General features: G+C 38.7%; 20 protein-coding genes and 1 pseudogene. 15 read left to right on the top strand and 6 right to left on the bottom strand.

The features are described 5' to 3' along the window. Positions 1-137: 137 nt before the first annotated feature. From ACFIK8_RS08245 to ACFIK8_RS08260, 4 genes and pseudogenes are all read right to left on the bottom strand, one after another. A complete protein-coding gene (locus tag ACFIK8_RS08245) occupies positions 138-599 on the bottom strand; it encodes a hypothetical protein (RefSeq protein ID WP_375647879.1) in 462 nt (153 codons plus the stop codon). Between the two features lie 8 nt (positions 600-607). Beyond that, positions 608-1,159 carry a hypothetical protein gene (locus tag ACFIK8_RS08250; protein WP_375669163.1) on the bottom strand — a complete coding sequence of 184 codons (552 nt, stop codon included), beginning with the start codon at positions 1,157-1,159 and terminating at the stop codon, positions 608-610. 113 nt (positions 1,160-1,272) lie between these two features. Continuing rightward, positions 1,273-1,652 (bottom strand): annotated as a pseudogene (locus tag ACFIK8_RS08255) (hypothetical protein). Between the two features lie 245 nt (positions 1,653-1,897). Further along, entirely contained in the window at positions 1,898-2,227 is a 330-nt protein-coding gene (locus ACFIK8_RS08260) for a hypothetical protein (RefSeq protein ID WP_375653475.1), read from the bottom strand. 113 nt (positions 2,228-2,340) lie between these two features. On the opposite strand from ACFIK8_RS08260, the gene ACFIK8_RS08265 reads away from it, so the two are divergent. From ACFIK8_RS08265 to ACFIK8_RS08275, 3 genes are read left to right on the top strand one after another with little or no spacing between them, the layout of a single operon-like run. Then, entirely contained in the window at positions 2,341-2,664 is a 324-nt protein-coding gene (locus tag ACFIK8_RS08265; RefSeq protein WP_375669164.1) for a hypothetical protein, read from the top strand. A gap of 10 nt (positions 2,665-2,674) precedes the next feature. Further along, positions 2,675-3,307 (top strand): hypothetical protein, encoded by a 633-nt coding sequence (locus ACFIK8_RS08270; RefSeq protein ID WP_375669165.1) that lies wholly within the window; start codon positions 2,675-2,677, stop codon positions 3,305-3,307. A gap of 10 nt (positions 3,308-3,317) precedes the next feature. Next, positions 3,318-3,956, top strand: a complete 639-nt coding sequence (locus tag ACFIK8_RS08275) for a hypothetical protein (protein WP_375669166.1) — start codon at positions 3,318-3,320, stop codon at positions 3,954-3,956. Here ACFIK8_RS08275 and ACFIK8_RS08280 read toward each other — a convergent pair. Further along, positions 3,930-4,748, bottom strand: a complete 819-nt coding sequence (locus ACFIK8_RS08280) for a hypothetical protein (protein ID WP_375669167.1) — start codon at positions 4,746-4,748, stop codon at positions 3,930-3,932. The two genes, ACFIK8_RS08275 and ACFIK8_RS08280, sit on opposite strands and share 27 nt — an antisense overlap. A 75-nt stretch (positions 4,749-4,823) precedes the next feature. Between ACFIK8_RS08280 and ACFIK8_RS08285 the strand changes: the two genes are divergently transcribed. From ACFIK8_RS08285 to ACFIK8_RS08325, 9 genes are all read left to right on the top strand, one after another. After that, positions 4,824-5,297: a crossover junction endodeoxyribonuclease RuvC gene (locus ACFIK8_RS08285; RefSeq protein ID WP_375669168.1), complete on the top strand. Its 474-nt coding sequence runs from the start codon at positions 4,824-4,826 to the stop codon at positions 5,295-5,297. After that, positions 5,287-5,640: a DUF1376 domain-containing protein gene (locus tag ACFIK8_RS08290; protein WP_375669169.1), complete on the top strand. Its 354-nt coding sequence runs from the start codon at positions 5,287-5,289 to the stop codon at positions 5,638-5,640. The genes ACFIK8_RS08285 and ACFIK8_RS08290 overlap by 11 nt, the downstream gene beginning before the upstream one ends. Next, entirely contained in the window at positions 5,630-6,748 is a 1,119-nt protein-coding gene (locus ACFIK8_RS08295; protein ID WP_375645006.1) for a hypothetical protein, read from the top strand. Before ACFIK8_RS08290 ends, ACFIK8_RS08295 begins: the two co-directional genes overlap by 11 nt. Continuing rightward, positions 6,735-7,076, top strand: a complete 342-nt coding sequence (locus tag ACFIK8_RS08300; protein ID WP_375669170.1) for a hypothetical protein — start codon at positions 6,735-6,737, stop codon at positions 7,074-7,076. Before ACFIK8_RS08295 ends, ACFIK8_RS08300 begins: the two co-directional genes overlap by 14 nt. A gap of 185 nt (positions 7,077-7,261) precedes the next feature. Then, a complete protein-coding gene (locus ACFIK8_RS08305; RefSeq protein WP_375669171.1) occupies positions 7,262-7,741 on the top strand; it encodes a hypothetical protein in 480 nt (159 codons plus the stop codon). A 207-nt stretch (positions 7,742-7,948) separates the two neighbouring features. Continuing rightward, on the top strand, positions 7,949-8,704 hold the full coding sequence (locus ACFIK8_RS08310) for a hypothetical protein (protein ID WP_375659603.1): 756 nt from the start codon (positions 7,949-7,951) through the stop codon (positions 8,702-8,704). A 311-nt stretch (positions 8,705-9,015) separates the two neighbouring features. Continuing rightward, positions 9,016-9,456, top strand: a complete 441-nt coding sequence (gene ssb / locus ACFIK8_RS08315) for a single-stranded DNA-binding protein (protein ID WP_375669172.1) — start codon at positions 9,016-9,018, stop codon at positions 9,454-9,456. A gap of 14 nt (positions 9,457-9,470) precedes the next feature. Beyond that, entirely contained in the window at positions 9,471-9,809 is a 339-nt protein-coding gene (locus ACFIK8_RS08320; protein ID WP_375669173.1) for a hypothetical protein, read from the top strand. Next, positions 9,796-10,320, top strand: a complete 525-nt coding sequence (locus ACFIK8_RS08325) for a hypothetical protein (RefSeq protein ID WP_375669174.1) — start codon at positions 9,796-9,798, stop codon at positions 10,318-10,320. Before ACFIK8_RS08320 ends, ACFIK8_RS08325 begins: the two co-directional genes overlap by 14 nt. Here ACFIK8_RS08325 and ACFIK8_RS08330 read toward each other — a convergent pair. Continuing rightward, on the bottom strand, positions 10,292-10,924 hold the full coding sequence (locus ACFIK8_RS08330; RefSeq protein ID WP_375669175.1) for a hypothetical protein: 633 nt from the start codon (positions 10,922-10,924) through the stop codon (positions 10,292-10,294). The two genes, ACFIK8_RS08325 and ACFIK8_RS08330, sit on opposite strands and share 29 nt — an antisense overlap. 209 nt (positions 10,925-11,133) lie before the next feature. Between ACFIK8_RS08330 and ACFIK8_RS08335 the strand changes: the two genes are divergently transcribed. The 3 genes from ACFIK8_RS08335 to ACFIK8_RS08345 form a co-directional block, all read left to right on the top strand. Then, on the top strand, positions 11,134-11,466 hold the full coding sequence (locus tag ACFIK8_RS08335; RefSeq protein ID WP_375669176.1) for a hypothetical protein: 333 nt from the start codon (positions 11,134-11,136) through the stop codon (positions 11,464-11,466). Next, positions 11,447-12,775 (top strand): PBSX family phage terminase large subunit, encoded by a 1,329-nt coding sequence (locus ACFIK8_RS08340; protein ID WP_375669177.1) that lies wholly within the window; start codon positions 11,447-11,449, stop codon positions 12,773-12,775. The genes ACFIK8_RS08335 and ACFIK8_RS08340 overlap by 20 nt, the downstream gene beginning before the upstream one ends. Further along, positions 12,760-14,093 (top strand): portal protein (locus ACFIK8_RS08345; protein ID WP_375669178.1); only part of this gene is annotated, 1,334 nt, incomplete at its 3' end. The genes ACFIK8_RS08340 and ACFIK8_RS08345, both read left to right, overlap by 16 nt.

Below are 14,093 nucleotides of genomic sequence, written 5' to 3' on the forward strand. Positions count from 1 at the left end.
GCCGCCTAAGTAACCTTTTTTAATATTTCTAAAATCTCTTAATGCACGTATGCGATAAAGTTTTTTACTTTTATCGGTTCTTGCATCATGAAATTCTTTTGTTTCATCAGTAAGTTCATATTTCTTTTCCATGATTACTATTTCTCACGTTCTTCGATTACGGTGGAGCCACTAATTTTACAATTTCCAGCAATGTTTACACGACAGCAAATATATGCTTGATTGTAAATTTTAGCATTTCCGTAAACGTGTACACTTTCCCCTATAACAGAATTCCCATAAATCCGCGCATAGTCAAAAACCTTGGCATTATCTCCAACATAAGCACCACCAACTTCGGCATAATCAGAAACTTGTGCATTGCCATAAACGCGTGCATTCCCATAAACCCGCGCATCATCATAAACTTTGGCATTACCGTAAACTTGTGCATTGCCAAAAATCCAACAGTCTCTCTTATGGCTTAAGTTGCTCTCTTTTTCTATAAAACCGCCTATGTCACCTTTTTTGACATATCCAAAGTCTCTTAATGCTCTAATTCGGTGAAGAGTTCTTCCATCAAACACAATTTTTTCATCAGTAAATTCGTATTTTTTCATCTGGTTTGTTACCTAGTTGAGATTCTTTTATCGCCATCAATCCAGTCGTCCCAACATACACATGCTTCACCGTAAATTTTTGCATGACCGTAAACATGCGCATCACCGGAAACTTCTGCATTGCCGTAAACACGCGCCCTATCATAAATGTATGCCTTTTCGTAAACTTGTGCATTGCCATAAACTTCTGCATTATCAAAAACGTGCGGTTCACCGCAAATATATGCATCACCGTAAACTTCTGCATCACCGTAAATGCATGGTTCATCGCAAACTTCTGCTTTGCCATAAATACGAGAATTGTTGTAAACATGTGCATAACCGTAAACTTGTGCATTTTCGTAAACCAAGGCATCACCAAAAACCTTGGCATAACCATAGACTTTTGCATAATCCCCAATCCAGCAATTACCACGATGCGATAGGTTGTCTTCTTTCTCGATATAGCCTCCTAAATCACCTGCTTTAACATCACTAAAGTCTCTCAGTGCACGAATGCGGTGAAGTGTTCTGCCATCAAACTCAATTGTTTCATCAGTAAGGTCATATTTTTTTTCCATTATTTTACTCCTTTAAGTTAGACTCTGCCTTTGTCGTTCTTGCAAAAGAACGGCATTGCATTGTGTGGTGAATTTTTTGAAAAGGAGGCGTCTTTTAAAAACGCCTTTAGCTTTTAAAGCACATCACAAGGACGCAAACGGTGTTGTTTTTCGTAAGAACCATACATTGCATCATCATATTCGCGCTGTTTTATATCATCTAAAAAAAACCGTATGCTGAACTATGCGTAACAAAGTCGTGAGGAATGTTTCCGTTGAAACACTGCTCTTCACATTCTTTAAGATAGAATTCGGCAATATCTTCAGAGATATCTTCGCAACGATTAGTCGTTGGTTCAATACGCAAAATTTGGACAGCATTATCGGCTTGGTCGATAAATTTGATCATGTCACTTTCTTCTAAGAAAGGACCAGATTTAGCGAGATTTTGCTCTTCATTTTTGCACATCACTAAGAGAATTTCATCAGAATTTATAAACACTGGTTTTGTCACAAATGCCTCCATAGAGCCTATTGGCAAAAGTTATTTTCTAAGATATGGAGTGAACATATTTTCGATTTTAGAATAAGTCAATATAATTTTTCTAAAACAGAAAAAAATTTTTTTAGTGATAGACAAATAGTCTACACAAAAAAGTAATTTAATTTTCATTTCAATGTGGAGAAAATTCTGTATGAAGCAGTCTAAAAAAGCTCTAAAAATATTTTCGTCATTAACAAATGAGCAAAAACGGGTGGTTATTTTTCATCTTCTTCTTCTTGCAAAGATCGTAGAAAAGAAATGACAGCTTTTCTATGTTCTGGCTTTGCCGAGGAATATAATTTTAAAAAATAATCATCACAATTATCGGGTATAAAATGAGGGGGGAGAGCTTTAAAAAATGAAGTTAATCTAACGAGTTCATCAGCAGATATACTTCTACTTTCTTTATCATCATCGATAGAAAGCATTTTAGATACAACAGATGTATGAAGTCCCATATGTTTAGCTAATTCAGTTCGGGACCCATGACCCATTGTTTTAAGTTTTTCATTTGCCCAAATTTTTATTTCTTTTTGAATATCCATACTTACCAATATTCCTGTTGTTTTAAAAAATATCAACATTTCTATTTTAGAAAAAATGTTGACATTTTTTCTATAATCGAATAAATGCCCATTTGATAAATAGAGAAATTAAAATGAATATCAAAAATTCAGCAGGTACGATTATAAAATATTTAGGCGGTGCGAAACGTGTGTCGTTGATTTCTCAATGTCATGTGTCTGCTGTTTATAAATGGACTTATCCTTTAAAAAAACTAGAGGGTAAAGGCGGAATTATACCAGCTAAATATCAAATTATGCTTCTGAACTACGCACGTGAGCATGGGATAGACTTGCGTCCAGAAGATTTTTTTTATCCCGAGCGCTTGCAGAGATTAATGCAAGAGCAACACCCCCCAATTACGAAAATTTGCAAAAGTTCCAGCGTTGATAGCGCGGGTGAGACTTTGCAGCATTAAGGAGATAAAGATGAGTTCGAATGAGATTTTATGGATAGCAGTGGTTTCAGTTTTGCTCTTAAGCGGAGTGATGTTTCGTATTGCATTGCATTATCGCAACCAAGTTAAAGCACTTAAAGAGCAGGTTCAAGATCTTAAGAAAGAAATGAGAGAGAATGAGTTTAGGTATTTAAAGGAAAGCAAGCAGACAATTGATCAATGTGATGCGGATCTTGAACAATGCGACAAGCTAATTGAAGAACGTGACGAGGAAATTGAAGAACTTAAGCAAAAGATAGATGCGTACCGAGAAGAGTTTAAACGGAAAAGTGAAAAGATACAGGCACTAAAAGCAGATGTTCAATCACGTGATACGGAAATTGATGAACTGAAACAAAAGATGGAAGAATGTGACGACGAGGAAATGGAAGAACTGAAGCAAGAGATTGAAGAACGTGACGAGAAAATTGAAGAACTTAAACAAAAGATAGATGCGTACCGAGAAGAGTTTAAACGGAAAAGTGAAAAGATACAGGCACTAAAAGCAGATGTTCAATCACGTGATACGGAAATTCAAAGACTAACACAAGAGCTTAAACAGCGTGATGAAGTAGTAAAAGCGCCGGCTCATAAGAATAAGAAGAGTAAGAAGAAGGGTAAGTGAGGAGAGAGGGATGGGCTTAATTGCACTTATTATATCTTGTATTGCTAATTTGTGTTCATGTTATGCGGTTTATACCAATTTTAAAAACATAAAAATGCTTAGACAAGCGATAAAAGAACGAGATGAGTTAATAGCGTCACAAAAAGCGTTGATGGAAGGACAGCTAGCAGAAAATGAAGAGAAAATACAACATTTACAAAAATTACAAAAAGAAGTGCAAGAACGTTTGTTGGAATCTGAACAGAAGAAATCTAAAGAGCAAGAATATTTGACTGAATATGAAAATATTAATGACAATCTTCAAGAGCCTGAAGATGTTCGTGCGCTTGTAAGAGAGTTTGTAAACAAAGCTCCAATTATAAATGAATATAGTGATGAAAAAGATGATGATAGAGCACGAAAGATATTGCAACAATTAATGATGGATGAACAGAGAAAGAATGAAGCAATTCAAATTATTAACGATGTCCATACATGGTTTATGGCAAAAAAAAACGTTACAATTGAAGAAGTTAATAAATGGGATAGATCGCAATATTTATTATTTCATCTTGTGAGGCCAAAGCCACTGACATGGGCCGAGTTGGCTGAAAAAAGTATTGAGGAACAACAGCGTTATTGTTCAAATTGGAAAACCATTATTCTTTGAACGTAACAGCTGTAAGAGTTCTGGTTCAAAGTATTGAATATCGCGGACGGGAAAATTCACTTTTTCTGGTGGATTTTGAGGATCTACGGCAATGTGTTCTAAAGTGAATGCTAGTCTAGATGGTGTATTATTATTTATAGGTGCGATAGTAAGAACCAAGTATAGCGAGCTGGAAACATCAAGGCTAAATACATTAAGAGTATCATATATTTTAGGTTCTACTTTAGGTTTTTTTAAACAGAGAAGTTTGAAATTTTTGGGGGAGATGGTGTGTACCTTTTTATAAGGAGGAAAAGGATAGGATATACTATATGTTGCATGAATAAATCTAAAAAGGCTGTCTTTATTTATACTAATCGAATTGATTGTAATTGGTTGTTTTGTAGGATTTGCAATGAATAAAGCTATATCGATGAATAAAAATACGTCACTATCGGGATCTTTATATGTTCGCATATATTGTGACAAAACATTAAGTTTTCTTTGCTCTAAAATTTCTGTCTGTTTTTCTAGAACGTTGGTAAGCTTTTCTAGCGCTTGTGCTTGTTGTTTAGTTGATTTAGCTATGTCCATGGCATTAGCTAATTCAGCTTTAAACTTTTCTAGATCTTCCTTTCTTGATTTTTCAGCTTCTATTTTGTCTTCCTTTCTTAATTTCAATGTCTGTTTAATAGAACGAAAAGCAAAAATTGCTGATAATAAAGCACCAACCGAAGAAAGTGCTGAAAATAATACAGAAAACGCTGAAAATAATACAGGATGCTGTTCTATCCAATTTAAAACTGCTTGCATATTTTACACACCGTTCTTTCTTTCATTTTCGGAAAAAAACAACCTAATAAAATACATTGTGTATGGAGAGGCGCAGTGAATAACACGATTCTTTGTTTTGATCTAGGTACCAAAACGGGGTGGGCGATACGTGGTGCAAGTGGTGACATGTTCAGTGGTACCGTGAATTTTCAATCGCGCCGTTTTGAAGGCGGTGGAATGCGTTACTTGCGTTTTAAACAATGGCTATCAGAAATAAAGCAGACAGCAGGTCAAATTGACGCGGTGTATTTTGAAGAGGTGAGGCGTCATAAAGGTACAGATGCCGCGCATGTTTACGGAGGTTTGTTAGCAACGTTAACGGCGTGGTGTGAACAGCATCAGATACCGTATGAGGGGATACCAGTAAGTACGATTAAGAAAGCGACGACAGGCAAGGGGAATGCGTCGAAAGAAGAGATGATTAAGGCGGTGCGTGCAAAAGGGCACAATCCGAAAGATGACAACGAAGCAGATGCTTTAGCAATTTTATATTTAGTTAAAGAAAGGGAATTGGGGTATGTCCAGTAAATTACCATGGACGAGGCTTTTTGCAGACAGATGGCTTGTTACTCTTGGTTGTTTGTCGCCGACCGAGAAATGTATCTATGTCATGTTGCGACTTCTAATGCTCCATACTGGTGAGCCTATTTTAAAGGACTTAAGGGTATTAGCTTTTTGGGTTGGTTATCCAGTAGAAGAGTTTGAAACAGCTTTGAATTCCTTGATTGAAGGTGGATTCATCATACGTTTAGACAATGGTGGGTTGTGGAATTCAGAAGTTGAAAAAGAACTCAACAGTCTCAGTGAAGAAGAGCTAGATAATTTCACTTGCAATAATAATAAAGAAAGGAAGGTGAAGTATGTCAACTAAGTTGCCATGGACGAGGCTTTTTGCAGACAAGTGGCTACTTGATCTTGCATATTTGCCAGCTTTTGAAGGTTTCATATATGTTAAGTTGCGCTTTCAAATGCTTCGCACAGGAGAGCCGCTTACGAATAATTTTAAAGTGTTATCTTTATTGGCTGGCTGCTCAGTAAAAAAATTTCAGAAGGCATTAGATCTTTTATTAGAAACTGGACATATCATTTGTTTAGAAGATGGTCGGTTGTGGAACCCAGATGTTGAATTAGAATTAAATGATAGCAAAGAGAAATCAGAAGCAGCAACAAAAGCAGCTCATTCTAGATGGCATAAAACAAAAGGTAAAAATGACAATAATCATATAAAAGAAAACGCATATGCGGATTGCATGCAGAGCGCATACGATGCGCATAGTGTTGCGCAATGCGAACGCAATGCCATTAACAATAACATTAACATATATAAAAAAAATAAAACTAACGTTTTATTAAAAAAAGAAATTGATTTTGAAGATTTAGAAACAATCGATTTGGTTGACGAGCCAATCGAGTGTGATGTTGAAAGCCAATCAGAGCAAACCAACCAACCTCCCATTCACGAGCAGACAAGCGTTCCTAAGAAAGCCAAGCGAAGTAAGGGGAAAAAAGAACTTGGAAGCGTACCAGAAGATTTTGAACCCGATTTGCAATACGCAATCGATAAAGGCTTAACGCATGATGAGGCGTTATTAGAATTCGAAAGATTTAAACTTCATTGGAAAGCCAACCCATGTCGAAATGCAAACAATCGCGATTGGCAAAGTGCTTGGTGTGGTTGGATTATTAACCAGAATGGAACGCTAGCCAAGAAATTAGAACAGGAGAAACGATATGCAAACGAACGCTATAAGCTCTCAACAAATAACTTCACAAACAGCCTTTCACAAAGCTTCAGTACACTCAAAGCAGCAATCACCACTAGCAATTCTTATGGATCAGAATGCAGCAGAGATACAGAGGCTATCAGTTCATTTGCAAGCACTTGCCAAGAGAGTGGACCGGAGTGTGTACCCTCCAACCTCTATGCATGGAAAGCCGTTGACGCTGGAGGAGAGATCGCAAGTTTTGCAAGACTGTAATCGCTTACACGCACTGCTTTCACGGAAAGTTACGGTTGAACATATCGAGGCGGTTGCTTATTTGCTTTCTGGTCTAAAAATACCGGCAAATATAGACCCTAATGTTATCGCTTTAAATTACAGCATAGCCTTATCAGATGCTTCAGAATACGCTCTAAAGCAGGCTGTTAAGGATATCATATGCGGAAAAGCAAAAGGATTATCGAAAACCTTTATGCCAACAGGAGCAGAGCTTGCAGAGTATTGCAGAAATTTGAAAGCAGAGCTTTTGTCGGGAGCATCAGTCATGAAGTCGTATTTAAAAGGATCCGAAAAAACAGCAAAGTAGTGAAATTTGCTGATGCTTTTGAGAATAGAGATGCGTTTAAATTGACAGAAAGGCACCGTACAGAGCGATTTAAAGATTTTATGATAAAAACCACATTGAAATTAAAAACGCTTCTGTACAGTCCATTTTGAGGCAAATAAACCCATTGGTAAAGTTATGGATTTAGATAGGGGATATTAAACCAGATGTTTTTAAAAAAACGTAAACAGAAGGGGCAAAAAAAGTGGGTTGCAACAGCGGTTGGATATGCACCATGGGGATTAGGGGTAGCTGAGTATTTTTACAATCTTTACGAATATGATGATGGTACAAGAGAATATGAAGAATTTGACGGTGGTCAGTATCATGAGATGCCTTGTAAAGTTGATTACAGTACCAAGGCGCAAGTGAAAGCTTGGATATACGGTGGTGATTTGCCAAGAAGCGTATTGAGTTGCGAAGCGTTGATAGACGAGGTAAATAGGGAAATCAAAAAACGTACAGTGAAAGCAGTGAAAACTTATGATAATATAGACAGTGAACTAGAGAAAGCACTTGATATTCAATTAGGTAGGTATCAAAATGAAAAAAATTTAAAAAATAAAAAATACGTATTGACTTTAAAGAAAAGGTCGTTTATTAAGATTGGCAAGTGCTTAACAAACACTATAGCGAATAGCGGATAGATCACGATAAGGTTTCTCCCATTTCTTAAAATACTGACTTTCTTTTATGCTATCTCTAGCATATAACGATTTTGTCGGGTGTGGTCACATCATACAATACTCTTTATGAGAAAAGTGTGACGACGGACTATTCGCCGTGTTTGTTAGCGCCCGACGCCCTTATAGGGCTGTTAATAACAAACAATTTAAACGAATAGGATTACTAGCATGAGTGCTACAGTTAAAAAACAAGCAACTTCTCTATTAGTTGCAAATGATAACATTCCCCTTCAAAAGCAGAATTTAGATAAAAAGTATGAATTAACAAGTGAAATGAAAACAGTGAAAGATCTTTTGAGTGATCGTGTTCGCACTGTTTATCGTATACGCGCTTTAAGAGATTTTGGTAATATCAAGGCAGGCGATTTGGGTGGTTTTATACAAAGTGAAAGCAACTTGTCACATGATGGCAATTGCTGGGTTGGTGATAATGCGCGGGTTTTTGATGATGCTAGGATTTCTGATGATGCTCAGGTTTTTGGTCATGCTGATGTTTTTGGTAAGGCACGTATTTGTGACAATGCTCAGGTTTTTGAATATGGTAGCGTTTATGATAATGCCAAGGTTTATGATAATGCTAAGATTTGTGGTTCTTCTTATGTTTACAGGCGCGCCCGCGTTTTTAATAACGCCGAGGTATGCGATAAAGCAGTTATAAAGGGTAATGCCAAGGTTTATGATAATGCTTTTGTTACTGGTTTTGCTAAAGTTTTTGGTAATGCCCGTGTTTATGGGAATGCTAATGTTTGGTTTGGAGCACTGATTTATGGCAATGCATGGGTTTATGGGAATGCACAGATTACTGGTTGGACAAATGTTTATGATAAGGCAAGTGTTAGCGGTAATGCGTATATTGATACAAAAGAGCTGAATGGCGATAGCAAAATTAGTGGTGATGAAAAGATTGTAGATAAAGCAGCGTAAATAACGGCGCGGGGGGCTGCTTTATAGCAAAAAAGCCGCGTCCTTTAAGACACGGCTTTTATGATCAAAACAGCTAGCGATCTAAATAAACGATTAAAGTAACCAATCGAAATATAAAAGAACGTCTCCTTATTGCACAAAACGTATCAAAACGCAAGCTGTTAAGTAAAATAAAAATGAGATTCATTCTTTAGATTCAGTGGGTTATAATAAATTTCGTTTGTAATTACACCCCATAATGTGTTATACTATCATCAGTTGTGAGTTTGTTTTGTTCTAAGTACTATTTTCCATTAAAGGACAGAAAACAAATGCTTAATAAAGTGATTTTAATTGGTCATTTAGGTGCCAATCCAGAAAGCAAAACAATGTCATCTGGCATCGAGGTGGTCAATTTTCGAATGGCAACGTTTGAGAGCTATACAGACAAGGCAACCAATAAGAGAATAGACAAAACTGAATGGCATTCCATTGTGGTGTTTAATCCACATTTGGCAAAAGTAGCACTTCAGTATCTCAGTAAAGGTAGCAAAGTTTATATCGAGGGGCGACTACAAACTCGTAAATGGCAAGATAAAAACGGTGTTGAACGGTATGTAACAGAAGTCATATTGCCTCAGTACAAAGGCGAGTTAAAGCTTTTAGATGGCAAAAATGATGATAATCAAGAGCCGTCATCAACTTATGACAGAAGCATTTACAGACCTCTTGATACGCCCCATACCGTTATGAATGACAGTGTTCCTTTTTAATAGAGAGTATTTAAATGTCTGATAAGCCGCCGCTCCATACCTTTAGTGCAATCTGTAAATCTAAGCCAGTTTATAACTATACTATTACAGATCAGGAGATAAAATCATTACAACATAATAATAAGATTGAGACACTCTGTAATATATCAGCAGGCTTTCTAATTGTAATGATGGTCATTATCATCGGGTGGATGATACGTAATGATGATGATTGGAAAAAAATACCAGTCATTTGTATATCAATAGCGTTACTGTTATTTGTAGTGCTTTTGGGTGGAGAGACACGGTCAAACTCAAAGGAAATTTGGGAAAACGTTAAACAGGTGTCTGAGGTTATCTGTGAAAAAAAATAAAAAGAGGGGACGCCCTAAAATAGCAGGGCAGGTAAGAGAACCAAACGGACGTATATCACGTGCAAAAGCACTACGTGAAGCCGTTGATAAATTGGCAATAGAAATGCGTGCAAAGCGCTTCGGTTTAACGCTACAAGAGGCAAAAAATCCACTCTCTGGTACTTACATAGGGCGACTTTGTTTGCAAGGTGTAATAACACAAGAGCAATATGATGCCGCCCAGCAGTATCTACAGATAAGAAACGATTACCTTTGTGCAAAAGGCTTTCCAAGTGCTGTTTATGATGAGATGCCCTCATCATCAGATGATAAGGCAAGAGACAAATGGGTAGAATTTGCTACAGAGCAGTTTTTCAATATGCAAGAGGCAATAAAAGAAGCACAATGCCTTTATAGACAGTACAATCTTCACGCTGCGCTACAGTACCTCGTTATAGAAGATCAAATGCTATCACACCTTGTGAATTCACTGCGCGTTGCTCTTAATGCTCTTCGAAAGCATTTTTATTAGAGACTTTTTCTTCATCAGGTTTATCATTATCTGAACATGCAATCATTGCAACCCTAATGAAATAGCCAATTAATATTATTCCTGATACTATTGCCGTTATTATTGCCGTCGTTTTGCTCCAACAAAGACCTGCCAAAAATATAGATATTACGCAATATATTTTAACTATAAGTCCAGAATAGACTTTAATATCTTCCGTCGGAGGATTGAATGTGATTAGGATCGCAATAATAGAACATACTACAGCTATTAGCATCAATACTGATGCTATATCGATCATATCAGGATTCCAACCGAGAAGCCACGTAAGAGACCATAAGATAAGCAGTGGTAAAAATACTGCAGTGCTGTATGAAATTGCTTCTCCCCATGTGTTTCCGTTTGATTTGAGGTTATAAATTGTAATCAATACCAGAAACGCTATTATTAAATACAAGCTATATATAAATCCTAAGAACTTTACTCCTATTATTAATAGAAAAATAAGACCTCCAATCATAGCGGCACCTATACCGTAACCAATTATAGCACATAAGGCTTCCAGTATAATTCCAATAAATGGAAGTAATAGTAGAATACATAAGATAATTAATACGATTGTCATGTTTATTGCTCTTTAATTGGTTTTATTGGAATTATCACTAACTGATTCCCTTTGAAGTTATCAATATGTGTTATTTTTATGTTGACAAAGTGTAGCAAATCGTATTTAATGACATTGCTGTACTTAGGCGTATTTTGTCTAGACGAGAGGCAGTGCAGTTTGGAATCCCCGCAAATGCGGGGTTTTTTATTATCTGGAGGGCGTATTTTATGACGTCAGAAAATACAGAGCAGGCTCCAAAACCCATTAAAAAGCGTATACCACCAAAGGCAGGTCAAGGGCGTGTCAAAGGTATTCCCAATAAAATGACGCGCATTTTAAAAGAAGCAGTGGTTAAGGCTGCTGAGAATGCTGGGAATAAAATTGGCAAGGATGGTTTGATTTCTTATTTGGAAAAGCAGGCTATGGAATGCCCCGCTGCTTATTTAGCGTTGCTTGGTAAGGTGTTGCCTTTGCAAGTGACAGGGGAAGATGGCGGAGCCATTAAGATGATAACGCGTGTAGAAATCGCGCCTTTAGTGAATGACGACACGACAGATTAATATTGTACCAAAACTCATTCCTATTTTTGCAGGGGATGCTTTGGTACGAGCGGCTTGGGGTGGACGAGGGTCTGGGAAAACAAGATCATTTGCCTTGATGGCTGCTTTAAAAGGCTATCAATTTGGTAGGGAAGGGATATCAGGAACTATACTTTGTGCACGGCAGTTTCAAAACTCGCTAGCAGAAAGTTCATTGGAGGAGATTAAACGCGCCATTGAAGCGCATGACTTTTTAAAGGACTATTACAAGGTTGGGGAATCTTCGATTAAGTCGATTGATGGTCGTATAGCCTTTCAGTTTTCTGGTCTGGACCGCAATATAGCCAGTATCAAGTCTATGGGGCGTATTTTGCTTTGTTGGGTTGATGAGGCAGAGCCCGTTACAGAGACGGCTTGGCAAACGCTTATACCGACTTTGCGTGAAGAGGGAGAGGGATGGCGGGCAGAATTATGGGTGACATGGAACCCTCTTCGAGAGAATGCCCCCGTTGAGAAGCGGTTTCGCTTTTCAGACAATGAGGCAATTAAGCGTGTTGAGATCAACTGGTCAGACAATCCGAAGTTTCCCAAGATCTTGAATGAAGCGCGGCTTGATGATCTTAGAAACCGTCCAGAGACCTATAAGCATATCTGGGAAGGGGCTTATCTTACAGCGGTTCAAGGCGCTTATTATCAAAAGGAAATGTTGGCAGCCGAGCAGGAGGGGCGGATAGGGCGTGTTGCTCGTGATCCTTTAATGCAAATACGCGCCTTTTGGGATATTGGGGGCACGGGTGCTAAGGCAGATGCCACAGCGATATGGATAGCGCAATTTGTTGGTCGAGAAATCAGAGTGCTTAATTATTACGAAGCACAGGGACAGCCTTTATCGGAACATATAGGCTGGTTACGTCAAAATGGTTATGAGAAGGCACTGATGGTTTTGCCCCATGATGGTGCGACCAGAGACCGTGTGCACAATGTGAGTTTTGAGAGTGCTTTAAATGATGCGGGCTTTGAAACACAGGTTGTTCCCAATCAGGGAGCAGGGGCGGTTAAGATGCGTATAGAGGCGGTGCGTCGTATTTTGCCGTCTGTTTGGTTCAATGAAAAGACGACGGTAGCAGGGCGTAAGGCGCTGAATTGGTATCATGAGAAATGGGATGAGAAGCGCAATATTGGCTTGGGAGCAGAGCATGATTGGTCCAGTCATGGAGCAGATGCCTTTGGATTGATGTGCGTGGCTTATGAAGAACCTCCGACGATACAAAGGCGACCAGCTTATAGCGGCAGAACGGAATATGAGAGTACCTCATGGATGGCAGAATGATGTATGATGAAGAGCATTTAGATAAAGAAAGTAACGCATCAGATCTGTCGACAGAAGGCTTATTTCGCAAGCTTGTCAGTTGGTACAAAGAAGATGTGGAGCATGTGAATAAATGGCGTGAACATGCGCGGGAGGATTTTCGTTTTTACAATGGTGATCAGTGGAATGAGGCTGATTTAGCGGCGTTAAAAGAGCAACGCCGCCCCGTTATGACCTTTAATCGTATTGCCCCATTGGTCAATGCCGTTGTGGGGTCAGAGCGCAATAACAAGCGCGAAGTGCAGTTTATTCCACGTCAAGTAGGTAAGGCATTGCCAAGTGAATTGCTTACCGGTGCGGCAGAATGGTTTCGGGACATGGCGCATGCAGAATATGCTGATAGTGACGCTTTCCAAGATGCGGTTATCTGCGGCATGGGGTGGACTGATACGCGTCTTGATTATGAAAACAGCTTTGATGGTGAACCGGTAATTACGCGTTTAGATCCTTTAAAAATGGTTTGGGACAGTGCAGCGGTGCAACCGAACTTAACCGATGCGCAACGTTTGTGGTATGTGGACCGCAAGCCTTTGGAAGTAGCCAAGCAGATGTTTCCCAAATCTCATTGGACAGAGCTGAGTGCAGATTGGGCAAGGGATGGGAGTTCTCATGAAGGTGTTCACCATAATGATCTTGATTATTACAGTGATGAGGGGAGCATTGATGTTGAAAATGGTCGTCGGATGGTCACGCTTGTTGAATGCCGTTGGTTTGAAAGCGAGCGATATTACAAGGCACCTGATTTAGAAACGGGGGAACTTCGTGACTATAGCGAAGAGGAATTTAAGCGGTTCCAATGCATGATGCCTAATATTCAAGGGGCAGCTTTCAATAAAAAGGTTGTAAGGCGTGCTTTTTTAGGGAGGAAATTGCTTGAATCGCCCGATCAACCCATGGTTCCAGCTGGTCAATTGGGTTGGGAGTGTATTACCGGTTATTTTGACAAGATAGAACGGCAATTTTATGGTGTTGTGCGTCCTACAAAAGACCCTCAACGGTGGGCGAATAAATATTTCAGTCAAGTGATGTATATCCTTAATAGCCAATCCAAAGGCGGGATAATGGCAGAGAGTGGTGCATTTAAGGATGAGAGAGAAGCAGCAAAAAGTTTAAGCCGGTCAGACAGTATTACATGGGTTAAACCTAACGCATTGGCACAAGGAAAGATCCAACCCAAACCCGTAGCACAGTTTCCACAAGGCTTTTTCCAGCTGTTTAATGAAGCTAAGGAAGCAATTAATCAGGTGACTGGTTTATCCCCCGAATTCATTGGCACAAG

This window comes from Bartonella sp. MR168JLCBS (assembly GCF_042194175.1).